Origin of the sequence: Rahnella sp. JUb53 (assembly GCF_004346065.1) — a bacterium.
Lineage (GTDB): Bacteria > Pseudomonadota > Gammaproteobacteria > Enterobacterales > Enterobacteriaceae > Rahnella > Rahnella variigena.
On sequence record NZ_SLYT01000001.1, the window covers coordinates 288,829 to 303,888 of the forward strand.

Annotated in this window: 15 protein-coding genes; 8 read left to right on the forward strand and 7 right to left on the reverse strand. The window is 51.5% G+C overall.

Features of this window, described 5'->3' with window-relative positions:
* Positions 1–9: 9 nt before the first annotated feature.
* The 6 genes from arnD (at position 10) to EC840_RS01455 (ending at position 5,038) form a co-directional block, all read left to right on the forward strand.
* Positions 10–909, forward strand: coding sequence for a 4-deoxy-4-formamido-L-arabinose-phosphoundecaprenol deformylase (gene arnD, locus EC840_RS01430; protein ID WP_112287968.1), 900 nt, complete (start codon positions 10–12; stop codon positions 907–909).
* Complete coding sequence (gene arnT / locus EC840_RS01435) at positions 909–2,579, forward strand: lipid IV(A) 4-amino-4-deoxy-L-arabinosyltransferase (protein WP_129638541.1); 1,671 nt, start codon at positions 909–911, stop codon at positions 2,577–2,579. Before arnD ends, arnT begins: the two co-directional genes overlap by 1 nt.
* Positions 2,576–2,908 (forward strand): 4-amino-4-deoxy-L-arabinose-phosphoundecaprenol flippase subunit ArnE, encoded by a 333-nt coding sequence (gene arnE / locus EC840_RS01440; protein WP_132963817.1) that lies wholly within the window; start codon positions 2,576–2,578, stop codon positions 2,906–2,908. The genes arnT and arnE overlap by 4 nt, the downstream gene beginning before the upstream one ends.
* Complete coding sequence (gene arnF, locus EC840_RS01445; protein WP_129638543.1) at positions 2,905–3,294, forward strand: 4-amino-4-deoxy-L-arabinose-phosphoundecaprenol flippase subunit ArnF; 390 nt, start codon at positions 2,905–2,907, stop codon at positions 3,292–3,294. The genes arnE and arnF overlap by 4 nt, the downstream gene beginning before the upstream one ends.
* 155 nt (positions 3,295–3,449) lie before the next feature.
* Positions 3,450–3,929, forward strand: a complete 480-nt coding sequence (locus EC840_RS01450; protein WP_132963818.1) for an NlpC/P60 family protein — start codon at positions 3,450–3,452, stop codon at positions 3,927–3,929.
* Positions 3,930–4,024: 95 nt separating this feature from the next.
* Positions 4,025–5,038 (forward strand): lipoate--protein ligase, encoded by a 1,014-nt coding sequence (locus tag EC840_RS01455; protein WP_132963819.1) that lies wholly within the window; start codon positions 4,025–4,027, stop codon positions 5,036–5,038.
* 47 nt (positions 5,039–5,085) lie between these two features.
* Here the strand turns inward: EC840_RS01455 and EC840_RS01460 are convergent, their stop codons facing one another.
* A complete protein-coding gene (locus EC840_RS01460; protein WP_129638545.1) occupies positions 5,086–5,685 on the reverse strand; it encodes a GNAT family protein in 600 nt (199 codons plus the stop codon).
* Positions 5,686–6,119: 434 nt separating this feature from the next.
* Between EC840_RS01460 and EC840_RS01465 the strand changes: the two genes are divergently transcribed.
* Together EC840_RS01465 and EC840_RS01470 are read left to right on the forward strand one after the other, a co-directional pair.
* Positions 6,120–6,923, forward strand: coding sequence for an EAL domain-containing protein (locus EC840_RS01465; protein WP_240783298.1), 804 nt, complete (start codon positions 6,120–6,122; stop codon positions 6,921–6,923).
* Positions 6,924–7,047: 124 nt separating this feature from the next.
* Positions 7,048–8,502, forward strand: coding sequence for a protein adenylyltransferase SelO (locus EC840_RS01470; protein ID WP_129638546.1), 1,455 nt, complete (start codon positions 7,048–7,050; stop codon positions 8,500–8,502).
* Between the two features lie 53 nt (positions 8,503–8,555).
* Here EC840_RS01470 and EC840_RS01475 read toward each other — a convergent pair whose 3' ends face one another.
* The 6 genes from EC840_RS01475 to EC840_RS01500 all read right to left on the reverse strand — a co-directional run bounded on the left by EC840_RS01475 (position 8,556) and on the right by EC840_RS01500 (position 14,557).
* A complete protein-coding gene (locus tag EC840_RS01475) occupies positions 8,556–9,344 on the reverse strand; it encodes a heme ABC transporter ATP-binding protein (RefSeq protein WP_129638547.1) in 789 nt (262 codons plus the stop codon).
* Positions 9,337–10,344, reverse strand: a complete 1,008-nt coding sequence (locus EC840_RS01480; RefSeq protein WP_132963820.1) for an iron ABC transporter permease — start codon at positions 10,342–10,344, stop codon at positions 9,337–9,339. Before EC840_RS01480 ends, EC840_RS01475 begins: the two co-directional genes overlap by 8 nt.
* 17 nt (positions 10,345–10,361) lie before the next feature.
* Positions 10,362–11,192 (reverse strand): ABC transporter substrate-binding protein, encoded by an 831-nt coding sequence (locus tag EC840_RS01485; protein ID WP_132963821.1) that lies wholly within the window; start codon positions 11,190–11,192, stop codon positions 10,362–10,364.
* Positions 11,189–12,223 (reverse strand): ChuX/HutX family heme-like substrate-binding protein, encoded by a 1,035-nt coding sequence (locus tag EC840_RS01490; protein WP_132963822.1) that lies wholly within the window; start codon positions 12,221–12,223, stop codon positions 11,189–11,191. The genes EC840_RS01485 and EC840_RS01490 overlap by 4 nt, the downstream gene beginning before the upstream one ends.
* Before the next feature lie 337 nt (positions 12,224–12,560).
* Positions 12,561–13,607, reverse strand: a complete 1,047-nt coding sequence (locus EC840_RS01495; protein ID WP_132963823.1) for a 3-deoxy-7-phosphoheptulonate synthase — start codon at positions 13,605–13,607, stop codon at positions 12,561–12,563.
* A 128-nt stretch (positions 13,608–13,735) separates the two neighbouring features.
* Positions 13,736–14,557, reverse strand: a complete 822-nt coding sequence (locus EC840_RS01500; RefSeq protein WP_112287956.1) for a pyruvate, water dikinase regulatory protein — start codon at positions 14,555–14,557, stop codon at positions 13,736–13,738.
* Positions 14,558–15,060 lie beyond the last annotated feature (503 nt).

Sequence of the window (15,060 nt, forward strand, 5' to 3'; positions counted from 1 at the left end):
GTGCCAGACATGAAGAAAGTGGGTCTGCGCATTGATGTGGATACCTGGAGCGGCACCCGGGAGGGTGTCCCTCAGCTTCTGCAAACCCTTGCAAAACATAAAATCACCGCCAGTTTCTTCTTCAGCGTTGGCCCGGATAACATGGGGCGCCACTTGTGGCGCCTGCTTAAACCGCGCTTTCTGTGGAAAATGCTGCGCTCTAACGCTGCCTCCCTTTATGGCTGGGATATCCTGCTGGCGGGTACCGCCTGGCCGGGTAAACCCATCGCCCGTGACCTCGGGTATCTGATGAAAGAAACCGCAAAACGGGGCCACGAAGTCGGACTGCACGCCTGGGACCATCAGGGCTGGCAGGCGAAAGTCGGTAAATGGTCTGAGAAACAGCTGGAAGAACAAATCCGGCTGGGGCTGGATGCACTGGAAAAAAGCCTGGGTCATGACGTCGAATGTTCGGCAGTGGCTGGCTGGCGCGCTGATGAACGCGTCATAGAAGTGAAAGAGCGTTTTCATTTCTATTACAACAGTGATTGTCGCGGAACCCATCCTTTCCTGCCGGTGCTGGAAAATGGAACCCCGGGAACCGTACAAATTCCGGTGACGCTGCCGACTTACGATGAAGTGGCGGGCGGCGAAATTACGGCGGATAACTTCAACGATTTTATTCTTGATGCTATCGCCAAGGATACCGGCGTGCCGGTGTATACCATCCACGCCGAAGTTGAAGGAATGTCGCTGGCAACGCAATTTGACGAGTTACTGACCCGTGCTGCTGCACAGGGTATCCGGTTTTGCGCGCTGGGCGAGTTACTGCCGCAAGATCTCAGTACGTTGCCAAAAGGCAAAGTGGTTCGCGCCAGTTTCCCCGGTCGGGAAGGTTGGTTAGGCTGTCAGCAAGAAGGTTTGTCCTGATGTCAAAAACAATTAAAGGCGTATGGAGCACCATGATCCTGGTGTTCTTCGCGCTCGTTTATCTTGTTCCTCTTAATACCCGCCTGTTATGGCAACCAGATGAAACCCGATATGCCGAAATCAGCCGCGAAATGCTTCAGCGCGGCGACTGGGTTGTGCCTCATCTTCTCGGATTGCGCTATTTTGAAAAACCGGTGGCAGGTTACTGGTTTAACAATATCAGCCAGATGATTTTCGGTGACAGCAACTTTGCGGTGCGTTTTGGTTCAGTATTCAGCACTATGCTGAGCGCCATTCTGGTGTTCTGGCTGGCAAATCTGATGTGGCGTAATCGTCAGACCGCTTACACTGCCGTGTTGATCTACCTTTCCACCTTGCTGGTGTTCAGTATCGGTACCTACAGCGTTCTTGATCCGATGATCACGCTTTGGATGACTGCGGCTATGGTAGCGACCTGGTTCTGCCTGCGGGTTTCGCGTACACCGCAAAAAGCCATGAGCTGGATAGCGCTTGGACTGGCCTGCGGTATGGGCTTTATGACCAAAGGGTTTCTGGCGCTGGCGCTGCCGGTGATTGCAGTTCTGCCGATTGTCTGGCGTGAAAAACGCTTCAAAACCCTGTTTGGCTGGGGACCGCTGGCGGTTCTCAGTGCTGTGGTTCTCAGCCTGCCGTGGGTGCTGGCGATTGCGCGGCATGAACCTGATTTCTGGAATTACTTCTTCTGGGTCGAGCATATTCAGCGATTTGCAGAATCGGATGCCCAACATAAAGCGCCGTTCTGGTTCTATTTGCCGGTGATCTGTCTGGGCGTTCTGCCGTGGCTCGGTCTGTTGCCGGGTGCGCTGCGCCAGGGCTGGACTCAGCGCGTCATGCGCCCGGAGCTGTTCTTCCTGCTGAGCTGGGCGATTATGCCGCTGATCTTCTTCAGCATCGCTAAAGGTAAACTGCCGACTTACATTCTGCCGTGCATAGCGCCGATTGCCTTGCTGATGGCCGATCATCTTGAACAAATCCGGCAGTCAGGGAAGTTACGCGCACTGAAAGCGAATGGCGTCATTAACATCATTTTTGGTGTTCTGATGGCAGTTGCTGTACTGGTGATATCCGGCATTCTGCCGTTCCACGTTAAAGCCGTCTTTACCCGTACGGAGTTACCCCGCGCTCTGATCGGTATTCTCTGTTTTGCCGTGTGGGCGCTGGCAGGGGCAATGTCACTGACCGATGTGAAAAAACGCTGGTACTGGGGCGCTATCTGTCCGCTGGTATTGGCGCTGCTGGTCGGGCAGGCTATGCCGCAGAAAATTATAGATTCAAAACAACCTCAGGACTTTTTACAGCAGCACAACGACCTGTTGCAGGACAGCCGTTTTATCCTGGCAGATAATGTCGGCGTAGCCACTGCGGTTGCCTGGTCGCTGAAGCGCAGTGATATCCTGATGTTTGATGAAAAAGGCGAGCTGCAATACGGATTAAGTTATCCTGATGCTAAAGATAACTTTATTGATGCGGCTGGCTTCCCGGCATGGCTGCAGAAAGCCCGTCAGGAAGGAAATGTTTCTGTGATCCTCAGACTTGACCGCAATGCGCATGTGAAATCAACAATGCCGGCTGCTGACCAAACAGTGAAGTTTGATCGTCAGGCGATACTGTTCTACAAAAAACTGCCATGACCGGATTCCTTCTGGTTTTGGCAGTTAGTGTGATCACCTGTGCCGGCCAGCTTTGTCAGAAGCAGGCCGCTCAGGTGTCCGCTGACGGTCTGGCGCGCGTTCTGCGCTGGCTTGGGCTAGCGGTGCTTTTGCTTGGCATCGGCATGCTCTTGTGGCTGCGGGTGTTACAACTGCTGCCGCTGAGTCTGGCGTATCCGATGCTCAGTCTGAATTTTGTTCTGATCACATTGTGTGCCCGCTGGTTTTTCCATGAATACGTCGACGGACGCCACTGGTGTGGCGTCGCGTTAATCATGTCAGGGATTGCACTGATGAGTGTCAGCTTATGAAAGGCTATTTGTGGGGCGGGGCCAGCGTCTTACTGGTAACAGCAGCGCAGTTGCTGATGAAATGGGGGATGGTGCAGATCCCGTGGATTGCTCTGTCTGCCATTGACACCTCGTTTATTCTTAGCCATTTAAGCGCACTGACTGCCGTGTTTTTGGGGTTATGCGGGTATGTATTATCGATGGGCTGCTGGTTCTTTGCCTTACGACATTTGCCGCTCAACCGCGCTTATACCTTACTGAGTCTGAGTTATGCGCTGGTGTATATCGCGGCGGTCACCTTGCCCTGGTTCAATGAAAGCATCAGCTTAACCAAAACACTGGGCGGTTTACTTATCTTGTCCGGTGTCTGCCTGATCCACAGTAAACCTGTCAAAAAGTCTCAATGAATTCATTCTGAAACGATAAAAATCATCACAAAAGATTGGATGACGGATAAAATAGCGCTAAATTCTATTAGTTCTTAGATAACGGCGACTTATCCGGCCCGCGCAAACCTTCGTGTTCCGGTGATGCCGTGACGCTATTGAGGAAGGAATGCACTATGCGCTGGTCATCCGTATCCATGTATTCCCTGCTGGCTGTTGCCGCGTTAATTCTTAACGGTTGCAGCAGCCACGCGCCACCGCCAAGTGGCCGGTTCGCTGATTCTATAACCGTGGTTGCCGAGCTCAATGATCAGCTTAGTCAATGGCACGGTGCGCCTTATCGCTATGGTGGTTTACAACCCAGCGGCGTGGATTGCTCGGGCTTTGTCTTTCGTACTTATCGCGATCGTTTTGGTGTGGTTTTGCCAAGAACGACGGCCGATCAAACGAAAATTGGCACAAAAGTTTCCCGTGATGAACTGCTTCCCGGCGATTTGGTTTTCTTTAAAACCGGCAGCGGGGAGAACGGCTTGCACGTCGGGATTTATGATACTGCAGATCAGTTTATTCACGCCTCAACCAGTCAGGGCGTCACGCGATCTTCGCTCGATAACATCTACTGGCGCAAAGTGTACTGGCAGGCTCGTCGTATCTGATACGGTATAAAACCCATTCCCCCTGATTTCACTGCGTATTTCATCCTGTTTTTTGCTGTTATTATCAGAGCAGACTCATTCAGGATGAATATGCGATGAAACCTCTCAGACTGTTACTTTCCGATTCTTATGATCCCTGGTTCAACCTTGCCGTAGAAGATTGCATTTTCCGCGAAATGACCACTCAGCGGGTGTTATTCCTCTGGCGTAATGCCGAAACCGTGGTGATCGGGCAGGCGCAAAATCCCTGGAAAGAATGTAATACCCGGAGAATGGAAGAAGACGGCATTCGCCTGGCGCGCCGCAGCAGCGGCGGTGGTGCGGTGTTTCATGATCTGGGCAATACCTGCTTTACGTTTATGGCGGGTAAACCGGAATATGATAAAAGTGTCTCGACCAACATTATCCTCAATGCCTTAAAACGTTTGGGGATAGATGCCAGCGCCTCCGGTCGCAACGATCTGGTGGTTCAGACCACGGAAGGGGAGCGGAAAATCTCGGGGTCAGCGTACCGTGAAACAGCAGATCGCGGGTTTCATCACGGTACTTTATTGCTCAATGCGGACCTGAGCCGTCTGGCAAACTATCTCAATCCTGATGTCAAAAAGCTGCAGGCGAAGGGAATTACGTCAGTGCGCTCAAGGGTGGCGAATCTCAGTGAATTTGTACCGGACATCAACCACGAGCAGATTTGCGAAGCCGTTATTGCCGCTTTCTTTGATTGGTACGGGGCAAGTGTGGAACCGGAAATCATCTCACCGGATGTCTTCCCTGATATTCCGGGCTTCGCGGAGCGATTTGCTAAACAAAGCAGCTGGGAATGGAATTTTGGCAAGGCACCAGCGTTCAGCCATCTGCTGAACGAGCGTTTTATCTGGGGCGGCGTGGATATTCACTTTGACGTTGAAAAAGGCAGTATCAGCCGGGCGCAGATTTTCACAGACAGCCTGCACCCTGCGCCGTTACTGGCCTTAGCCGATGCGCTGGTCGGTACGCGCTATCATGCGCAGGATGTGGGGCAAACGTGCCAGGAAATCATTGAGCAGAATCCCGCGATGCGGGCAGAACTGACCGAACTGCAATCCTGGCTGATGCGTTGTATTAAGTAGTTTTGAATCCCGGAGATGGCCCTTCTTGTGCGTTTCCGGGAAATATTTTAGCCACGGCTCAGCTTGTGTTGCAGGCTTCTTTTCACCATTAGCCATTCATGGTCAATGATGGAAAACACCACGGTGTCACGATAGCTGCCGTCAGCATTTTTGCTGTGATTGCGTAAGACGCCATCCTGTTTAGCCCCCAGGCGGGTAATTGCTGCACGTGATTTATGATTATGCCAGTGAGTCCTGAATTCGACGGCAATCGCCTGAAGTTGTTCAAACGCATACTCCAGCATCAGTGCCTTACATTCGGTATTCACAGAGGTTCGCTGGAAACGTTGCGCATACCAGGTAAACCCAATTTCCAGCCGGTGATTTTTCACATCGGCGTTGGAAAATCGCGTCGTGCCGATGACTTTCCGGGTTTCGTTATGGACAACAACGAACGGCAAAGCGCGTCCTGCCGCCTGTTCATTCAGGGCATCATCAATATACTTTCCAACCGTATCCGGGCGCGGGACTGAGGTAAACCACAGTTCCCATAATTCGCCATCGGCAGCGGCTTCAGCCAGTGCATTTGCATGGTCATGACGTAAGGGATGCAAACTGATTGTACGGCTTTTCAGAACCGTTTCTTTTAACCATAACGCGACTGACATTTTATAATAACCTCTGGTTTTTTACTGGATTAGAGGAGTGACAGAGTCTGGAGTAGAGACTTCAATTGCAGGCGGATGGCTTGCGCCATATCTCTTAAGACACTATAACCATTAACTAAAATAGTTGAATACGACTCCCCCCGGACAATAGCGCAATGTGTGACCGTTAATTTGTCTAAATATGTCTGATAGCACTCATGGTGCACGTTGCGTGTTTTCCCTGCTGACGATAAGATTAGTCTGAACCCCCTGTATTGACTGACATATCCCTCAAATTAGAAGGTGAGAAAGGGGAGTCACATCTTGCAACGCTTTATTACGCAGTTATCAGCACCCTGGTCGCTTTTTACTGACAACCGGGCTGGCTCTTTCTTGATATCAATTTCTCTGACGTTTCGGTTACGCCTCGGGGCTCCGGCATCTTTATGATCTGATTGATAGTCAAAAAGGTTATTAATCAATTAGCAGTGCCGTTGATGTTTTGGATAAAAATGAAAATACAATTCGATACGGCCTTTAACAGTAGCTATCTGTGTCAGCCGGTCTACACCATTGAAGGGAAATTGCTTGCCGTAGAATTAATTTGCCGCTTTTCCAGTGCAGACAGCAAGCTGGTTATGCCCACAGAACTGGTGTTAAACCTTCTCACACCACAGCAATTACTGCGTTTTCTCAATGAACAGCAAGTCTGGGCGGATCAGCATGCCCAATGGTTTAACGATAATCAGGTTATTTTGAATATCAGTGTTGAAGAAAAGCAGGTGGCTTTATTACTCGCGGATGAAAATCTCCGTGAGGCTTTTAAAGCACACCCCTTTATTCATCTCAATCTGAGTGAATCATTTCCGCAGCTTTCTCAGGGCAGAAACAACATTCAACTGGTTGCACTAAAACAAGATTTTACCCTGTGGCTGGAGAACTTTGGTTCCGGGAATATTACGATGGCGCCGATTTTCGATCATCTTTTTCAGTGGGTGAAACTGGATAAAAACCTCTTCTGGCAACTTTATGAAGGTGAACATTTTACGATCGTGATGCCGGCATTAATCCGCAATGTAAACCGTTTTTGCCGCAATATTGTGGTGGACGGGCTGGACAGTCAGGAGTATTTCGATGCATTGCATAAAAAGGATATAAAGGGCGTAAAAGGCCTGTTGTGGCCAGGCGTTGATCCCGCTGAGATGGACAGCCTGCTTAACCGGCCTGTTCAATTTCACTCATCGTCACTGCCGTCTTGATATTCAGGATCCCGGTCAGCACCTGCTGTATCGGGATTTTTCATCCCGGGCGTCGGTAATCTCCCTGCATTTACTCCGTGTTAATCACGACGGAGCAGACCTACACTAAAGAAAAGGGGGATTTATGCCACAATTCGAACACCATTATGCAGACCAACTGCCCGGTTTTTACACCGCGCTGCAACCGACGCCACTGAAAGGTGCGCGTCTGCTTTACCATAGCGAGTCGCTGGCACAAGAACTGGGGCTGGATGCATCTCTTTTCGGCGCTGACCACCGCGAATACTGGTGCGGTGAGAAAATCTTTCCGGGCATGCTGCCTTTGGCGCAGGTCTACAGCGGGCATCAGTTTGGTGTCTGGGCTGGGCAGCTGGGTGACGGGCGTGGCATTCTGCTCGGGGAACAGGTTTTGCCTGGCGGAAAGCGTTTTGACTGGCACCTGAAGGGCGCCGGACTGACGCCGTATTCGCGCATGGGTGATGGTCGCGCAGTATTACGGTCCGTCGTCCGTGAGTTTCTGGCTTCAGAAGCGCTGCATCATTTATCGATTCCAACCACCCGCGCATTGACGATTGCAACAAGCGATGAGCCTGTATTTCGCGAACAGCCGGAGCGCGGTGCGATGCTGGTCCGCGTGGCTGAAAGCCATATTCGTTTCGGGCATTTCGAGCATTTCTATTACCGTAAACAGCCGGAACAGGTGAAGCAACTGGCCGATTATGTCATTGCTCATCATTGGCCGGAATTGCTGGAAAGTGAACCAGTTGAATCTTTGCGTTATCAGCGCTGGTTTACGGAAGTAGTGGAACGCACCGCCAGTTTGATGGCGCAATGGCAAAGCGTTGGATTCGCTCACGGTGTGATGAATACCGACAATATGTCTATTCTCGGGCTGACTATCGATTATGGTCCGTTCGGCTTTCTGGATGATTATCATCCAGGTTACATCTGTAATCATTCTGACCATCAGGGGCGTTACAGCTACGATAATCAACCTGCCGTAGCCTACTGGAATTTGCACCGGTTGGCGCAGACGCTGTCCGGTCTGATGACTACGGAACAGTTACAGGCGGCGCTCGGTGAGTATGAACCGGCGCTGATGAAAACGTACGGTACACTGATGCGAGGAAAGCTGGGCTTCTTTACCGAGAATAAACAGGACAACGACCTGCTGACCGGTCTGCTGAGCCTGATGGCGAAAGAGGGCAGGGATTTCACCCAAACCTTCAGGTTGTTAAGTCATACTGAGCAACAACAGGCCCGCTCGCCGCTGCGGGATGAATTTATTGATCGTGAGGCTTTCGACAGCTGGTATCAGGCTTATCGCCAGCGCCTGCTGACGGAGGAAGTGGCTGACTCGACGCGCCAGGACGCGATGAAACAGTGTAATCCGAGAATTATTTTAAGGAATTATCTGGCGCAGCAGGCCATTGACCGTGCCGAAAAAGATGACATCAGTGCGCTGACTCAACTGCATCAGGCGTTGCGCGATCCATACAGTGACGCGCCGCAATATGACGCGATGGCGGCACTGCCGCCGGACTGGGGAAAGCATCTGGAAATATCCTGCTCGAGCTGACAAAAAAAGCCACAAAGCAACATGCCTTGTGGCTTTTCATTTCTGCAGGGCACTTACTGGCGCAGGAAAACCTGAGGCAACGCGGTGTCCGGATGCGGACAGACGTTTAAATCGGCCTGATACCAGCGACTCAGCGTTTCTTCGCTCAGCACCTGAGCCGGTGTCCCGCTGGCGACCACTTTCCCGCTGTGCAACAAAATAACCCGGTCGGCATACAATGCGGCAAGATTTAGATCGTGCAAGACACAGCATACGGCCAGCGGTGTCTGTTGGGTCAGATGACGTAACAGGCGCAGCGCATGTTGCTGATGATATAAATCGAGCGCTGAAGTCGGTTCATCGAGAAACAGCCAGCGCGGGGCAGGCTCAGGTTGCCACAGCTGGATTAATACCCGTGCCAGCTGAACGCGCTGTTGTTCACCGCCGGATAGCTGGCGATAGTCACGCTCCGCCAGATTCAGACAGTCTGTCTGCGCCATCACCTCTGCCAGCGCGCGCTGCATATTTTGCTGGCCGTGGGGCGAACGTCCAAGTGTCAGCACTTCGCGGACACTAAATCCGAAAGCCAGCGTACTGTTCTGGCGCATTACCGCACGTGTGCGTGCCAGTTCTTGTGGCTGCCAGTCGTTCAGCGGTTTGCCCATCATCGAACATTGTCCCGACTGGGGTGACAGATAACCGGTCAACATCCGCATCAGGGTCGATTTACCGGCACCGTTTGGCCCGATCAGCGCCACCATTTCGCCGCTTTCCAGACTCATCGAAACGTCATCAATCAAACGCCGGCCGTTGACAGAATACGTCAGGTTTTCAGCCATCATAGATGAGGAAATATCAGACATTGCGTGGCACTCCCGGACGCAGGATCAGCCAGAGAAAATACGGACCGCCGATCAAACTGGTCAGCAGTCCCACCGGCATTTCTGCGGGAGCAACCAGTGTACGCGCGAGCGTGTCCGCCAGTAATAACAGGCAGGCTCCGGCCATGGCAGAACCGGGCAACAGCCAGCGGTGATCGGCACCAATACGCATTCGTAAAAGGTGCGGGATAACCAGCCCGATAAAGCCGATAACCCCCGAAACCGCCACCGCCGCACCCACCAGCAATGCGCTCAGCAGCAACAACTGCAACTGGGTACGGCGGACATTCACGCCCAGATAATGCGCATCTTCCTCCCCCAGTTGCAGAATGTTCAGACGGCGTGCCATGAACAATGCGGCAATGCAGGCTGGCAGGATCAGCGAAGAAGCAACGGCCAGCGTTGGCCATTGTGCTTGTCCCAGACTGCCCATGCTCCAGAGCGAGAACTGACGCAACTGCTGATCATCACTGACATAAGTCAGCACGCCTACGGCTGCGCCGCACAGTGCATTGATGGCGATCCCCGCCAGTAATAAACGCGATAACCCGCCATGCCCGAAACGGCTCAGGGTGAAGACAATAGCTGAAATCGCCAGACTGCCGAAGAAGGCGCTGATCATATGGCTGTAGAGAGCCAGCAGCGGCGGCAGGGCAAGCGGCATGACAATCGTTAGTGCAACCGCCAGGGCTGCACCGCTGCTGATCCCAAGTAATCCGGGATCTGCGAGGGGATTGCGAAAAAGCCCCTGCATTACCGCACCGGAGCTGGCGAGCGCACAGCCGACCACCACAGCCAGTAACACTCTTGGCAAGCGTATGCTCAGCCAGACCTGCCAAAGGTCATCGTCAAAAGGACGCGAAATTAACGTCCTGAGAGACAATGCCATCGCGCCGGTATTGGCCGCCAGAATAGCCAGTACCAGCAGAGCACCGCCGAGTCCGATCAGCGCCCAAACCGGCGAGCGGCGTCGTGATGGCATTGGGGGGCTCATGCTGCTCATTTCGCTTGTTCCGCCGCCTGACGAAGTTGTGCCATCACGGCCGGAGTTTGCAGACCAAAGCCCAGCAGCGACATATCATCAAGTACTAAAACGCGTTTGTTCTTGCCCGCAGGCGTCATCGCCACACCCGGTAATTTCCACACCTGATCCAGCCCGCCGAGCGTTTTGACACCGTCTGCGGTCAGCAGAAGAATATCCGGCGCACTTGCAATCACCCCTTCCTGAGAAAGCGGGCGGTAGCGGCTAAATCCCTGCATGGCGTTTTTTGCGCCAACGGACGTGATCATCGCATCCGCCGCGGTATTTTGTCCCGCCGCCATGGAAGACATGCCACCGTGGCTCATTACAAACAACATTTTCACCGGCAGCGCATCATGACGAATGGTCGAAAGCTGTGAACGATAAGTGGTGATCAGTTTCTCCCCTTCAGCCTGACGGTTGAGGGCTGCGGCGATTACTTCAATTTTCTCAGGCACGGTATTGATAGAAGGGGTACCCGGCACACGGACAACTTTCACGCCATTTTGTGATAACTGTTGCAACACCAGCGAAGGTTCAGCCAGTTCACTGCTCAGTACCATTGAAGGATGCATTGATAAAATGCCTTCGGTATTTAGCTGGCGCATATAACCCACATCCGGCAGCGCCAGAACTGCCTTCGGCCGCAGACTGGTGCTGTCTCGCGCCACCAGTTCATTGCCAGCGCCGAGGGCGTAAACAATTTCAGTGACGTCTCCGCCGATAGTGACCAGTTTTTCGGCCGCATGTAGCAAAGGTGTTGCCAGCAAAGTGCTGGCAGCTAACAGGGCTTTCAGCGAGAGTTTCATGCTGCAACGCCTTCGCCACTGAGCTGAGCCAGCTGCTCGCGCCACTGAGTCTGTTCAGGCGTGCCTTCGGTACGCTGTCCGTAAAGCTGGGCAATCTGGGTACCATCGGCAGCAAACAACTCCAGACTGGTGACGAAACCGTCTTTGGTTGGCTTACGGGTTATCCAGCTTTGTGCGATGGCGCTTTCCACCAGATGCAGCGTGAAGCGTTCATTGAACACGTTGATCCACTCACCGTGCGGCATCACTTTTTCAATCTGGCCGGTGAAGATCTGCACACAGCCACGGTTGCCGACGAAAATCATAATTTCGTTTTGGTCTTCTTTGGCGATATTCAGCAAACGGGTCAGGGAACCATTTTCCACGCGCCATGCCAGGTCATCGCCGACCGCTTCAAAGGCCTGCTGACGGCTGATGTCATGGCGTTTCAGCAACTGGAAGAACTGATGAACGTCAGTCATAGCGCGCCAGTCTGCATCGATAGCACTGGCATCAGCCGCTTTCTGGGCGGGAGTCGATGGCGCAGCTTCAATCTGCAATTGCGGATTGACGTCGGTTTTGTATTGCGCAATCAGCGCGTCCCATGCCGCCATATCGGTTTCATCGGTGTTATAGACTTTATGCACTGCATCGCCGTGAGCATCAAAAAACTGAATACTGTGGCGAACGCCACGAGCCGTGTTTTCAGACATACTGAAAATATGCTGCCAGTGTTGCAGGAACAGGCGCAAATCCAGTGCGCGCGGGTTCAGAATCAGGCCAGCATGACCACTCAGATGCTGGTTCTCATAACGACCTTTTTGTTCATGAACGGCAAAATCATTGCGGGTAATCGATTTTGTTCCACCGACATTTTCCAGAGCAGCCAGCAATGTGCGGGCATCAACATCAAGTCGTGCGGCATCATGGGAAACACGTAATGCAGTTAATTCTGCCTCACTGATAGCCAAAATTTCCGCCAGATCGCGGGCATATTTACCCGGGTTCGCGTCTTTAGCCTGTAAATAATCCTGATAGTGAACTGAATGCATTGCTGTCTCCTCGTTAGCCTAAGTCACCCGCCCGCTGGCTGGTAAAAACTCGCGATGTTATGTGAATGATTTGTAATAAAATTCGGGTCAGTAGCCCGTTAACTTACACTTGGTAATGGGAATTAATATCAATTTGATAATCATTATCAAATCATTGCAAGAACACATCAAGAAAATTTTTGTTGATGGAATGTAATTTTTGCCAGGTAACCCTTTAATGTAAGAGGGATAGTGCAGTATTTACAGAGTGAAAAACGCAGGGGTCAGGAAGACGCGGCGAACCGCAGGCATAAAAAAGGGCAACGAAGTTGCCCCTGGAAAGGTTGCCAGAAAGTGATCAGAACCGGCTGTCAGTGGCCTCAGCCAGCATCGACAACAGGTTTTCAGTATCTTCCCAGCTCAGGCAAGGGTCAGTTACTGATTTGCCATAAACCAGCGGTTTACCAGGATGAATCGCCTGAGTGCCTTCTATCAGGAAACTTTCCGCCATAATACCGGCAATCGCTGAAGAACCACTGCGGATCTGCTGGCAAATATCTTCTGCCACATCCAGCTGACGGCGGTGCTGTTTCTGACAGTTGCCGTGGCTGAAGTCGACCACCAGACGCTGCGGTAAATCAAACTCAGCCAGATTCTGGCAAGCCTGCTCCAGATCCTCTGCATGATAGTTGGGCTTTTTACCGCCACGCATGATCACGTGGCCATAAGGGTTGCCTGCGGTGCGATAAATAGTCATCTGACCGCTTTTATCCGGTGACAGGAACATGTGGCTGGTACGTGAAGAACGAATGGCATCAATGGCGATACGCGTATTGCCGTCGGTACCATTTTTAAAGCCAACAGGGCACGACAGCGCTGATGCCATCTCACGGTGGATCTGGCTTTCTGTGGTGCGTGCGCCTATCGCGCCCCAGCTGATGAGGTCAGCGATATACTGTCCGATCACCATATCCAGGAATTCGGTGGCAGTCGGAATACCCAGCTCATTGACGGCCAGCAGGACTTTGCGCGCCAGCTCGATACCGTCATTAACACGGCACGAACCGTTAAGCTCAGGATCAGAAATTAATCCTTTCCAGCCGACAACGGTACGAGGTTTCTCAAAATAGGTGCGCATCACGATTTCAAGGCGATCCTGATACTTGTCACGTAATACGCGTAGTTTTCCCGCGTAATCAATCGCCGCTTCAATATCGTGGATAGAGCAGGGACCGACGACAACCAGCAAGCGCTGATCTTCGCCACTGACAATTTTTTCAATCCGTTTACGTGATTCCATCACGTGTTGTGCGACCGACGGGGAAATTGGCAATTTGTCTGCCAGTGCCTGAGGCGTAATCAGGCTGTCGATGCGCGTCGTACGCAGTTCATCTGTTTGTGACATGGTGCTCTCGAAAATTTGTTTCTTCGCTGCGGCAGGAATACCGGGAAGTGATGTCGATCACAATAACCCAAAAACAGATGAATTCAACCACTGTCAGCAGGATATGCCACCCAAATCAGGAAATGGATTCAGAACATACGACGGCTCATACCGAAGCTGTCCATAATCTTCGCTGATATCTCCTCAACGGAATAATTCGTACTGTTGAGATAGCGTATTTTGTTCTTGCGAAACAGCGCCTCAACTTCCGACACTTCCATCCTGCACTGGCGTAAGGAGGCATAACGGCTGTTTTCAACGCGCTCTTGCCGGATAGCGGTCAGACGCTCCGGATCAATCGTCAGGCCAAAAAGTTTATGCATATGCGGTTTTAGTGCTGCTGGCAACTGGATGTTGTCCATATCGTCAGCAGTAAAAGGGTAGTTAGCCGCCCGGATCCCAAACTGAAGCGCAAGGTACAGGCTGGTCGGAGTTTTACCGCAGCGGGAGACGCCCAGCAAAATCACCTGTGCCTGATCGAGATTACGCAGGGAAATGCCATCGTCGTGTGCCAGCGTGTAATCAATAGCGGCAATACGCGCATCGTACTTGGTGATGTTGCTGGCCGTCAGACCGTGGGTTCTGTTGGCAATGGGCGTGGGGTCGACACCCAGCTCATTTTGCAGAGGCGCCACCAGCGACTGCACTATATCCTGGCAGAATCCTTCACTGCCCTGAATGATATCGCGGATGTTGGGGGAAATAATCGAGTAAAACACCAGCGGACGGGCTCCGGTTTTCTCAAAAATTTCATTGATCTGTTTGCAGACAGCTCTCGCACGTTCCTCACTTTCTACAAAAGGTAACGAGTAAGTGGTCGCATTGACAGGGAATTGAGAAAGCACCGCATGGCCCAAAACCTCTGCTGTAATCGCAGTACCATCGGAAATGTAAAACACGCATCTGTCCACAAATGACTCCTGAATTAAATCACTTCATTTTATTTATTAGCGTCGATCTCTTGGTGCTTATTAAGTAATAACCAGAATTGAAGGAAATAAAAAGAGTAATTCCTCCGCATTTCCATCTTATCTTCATTGCTGCGAGATACTGCGCAAAATGGCTGTAATAAATGAAATGCCATTTTAAATTTTCCGCGATACCTCGCAGGTTTTTGATTTGCTTCAGCACAACTTCAGCAGCCCTGTTAGCATGAATCACAGACCGGAGGCAGAGATAACTTCTTCATGATTCATAAGGAATAATGCTAATTTTCCCTCAGTAACAAAAATGCTGACGCTGGATTTTTCCTAAACAAAAATAGTTTGATTTGCTGGAACGATTCATCTGTCCATCTTCTATGGATCATTATGCTAGTCTCAAAAAGACAGCGTTGTTTAATGGCACAAAAAGTGTTTCAGGCAACCGTTGAATAACCGGTTTTACACTCCTGTTGACTATTACTGTAAATAAA

Bases quoted from the DNA above. Each gene is read 5' to 3' on its own strand.
- arnD (WP_112287968.1), top strand. From the start codon at position 10: ATGAAGAAAGTGGGTCTGCGCATTGATGTGGATACCTGGAGCGGCACC.
- arnT (WP_129638541.1), top strand. From the start codon at position 909: ATGTCAAAAACAATTAAAGGCGTATGGAGCACCATGATCCTGGTGTTC.
- arnE (WP_132963817.1), top strand. From the start codon at position 2,576: ATGACCGGATTCCTTCTGGTTTTGGCAGTTAGTGTGATCACCTGTGCC.
- arnF (WP_129638543.1), top strand. From the start codon at position 2,905: ATGAAAGGCTATTTGTGGGGCGGGGCCAGCGTCTTACTGGTAACAGCA.
- EC840_RS01450 (WP_132963818.1), top strand. From the start codon at position 3,450: ATGCGCTGGTCATCCGTATCCATGTATTCCCTGCTGGCTGTTGCCGCG.
- EC840_RS01455 (WP_132963819.1), top strand. From the start codon at position 4,025: ATGAAACCTCTCAGACTGTTACTTTCCGATTCTTATGATCCCTGGTTC.
- EC840_RS01460 (WP_129638545.1), bottom strand. From the start codon at position 5,685: ATGTCAGTCGCGTTATGGTTAAAAGAAACGGTTCTGAAAAGCCGTACA.
- EC840_RS01470 (WP_129638546.1), top strand. From the start codon at position 7,048: ATGCCACAATTCGAACACCATTATGCAGACCAACTGCCCGGTTTTTAC.
- EC840_RS01475 (WP_129638547.1), bottom strand. From the start codon at position 9,344: ATGTCTGATATTTCCTCATCTATGATGGCTGAAAACCTGACGTATTCT.
- EC840_RS01480 (WP_132963820.1), bottom strand. From the start codon at position 10,344: ATGCCATCACGACGCCGCTCGCCGGTTTGGGCGCTGATCGGACTCGGC.
- EC840_RS01485 (WP_132963821.1), bottom strand. From the start codon at position 11,192: ATGAAACTCTCGCTGAAAGCCCTGTTAGCTGCCAGCACTTTGCTGGCA.
- EC840_RS01490 (WP_132963822.1), bottom strand. From the start codon at position 12,223: ATGCATTCAGTTCACTATCAGGATTATTTACAGGCTAAAGACGCGAAC.
- EC840_RS01495 (WP_132963823.1), bottom strand. From the start codon at position 13,607: ATGTCACAAACAGATGAACTGCGTACGACGCGCATCGACAGCCTGATT.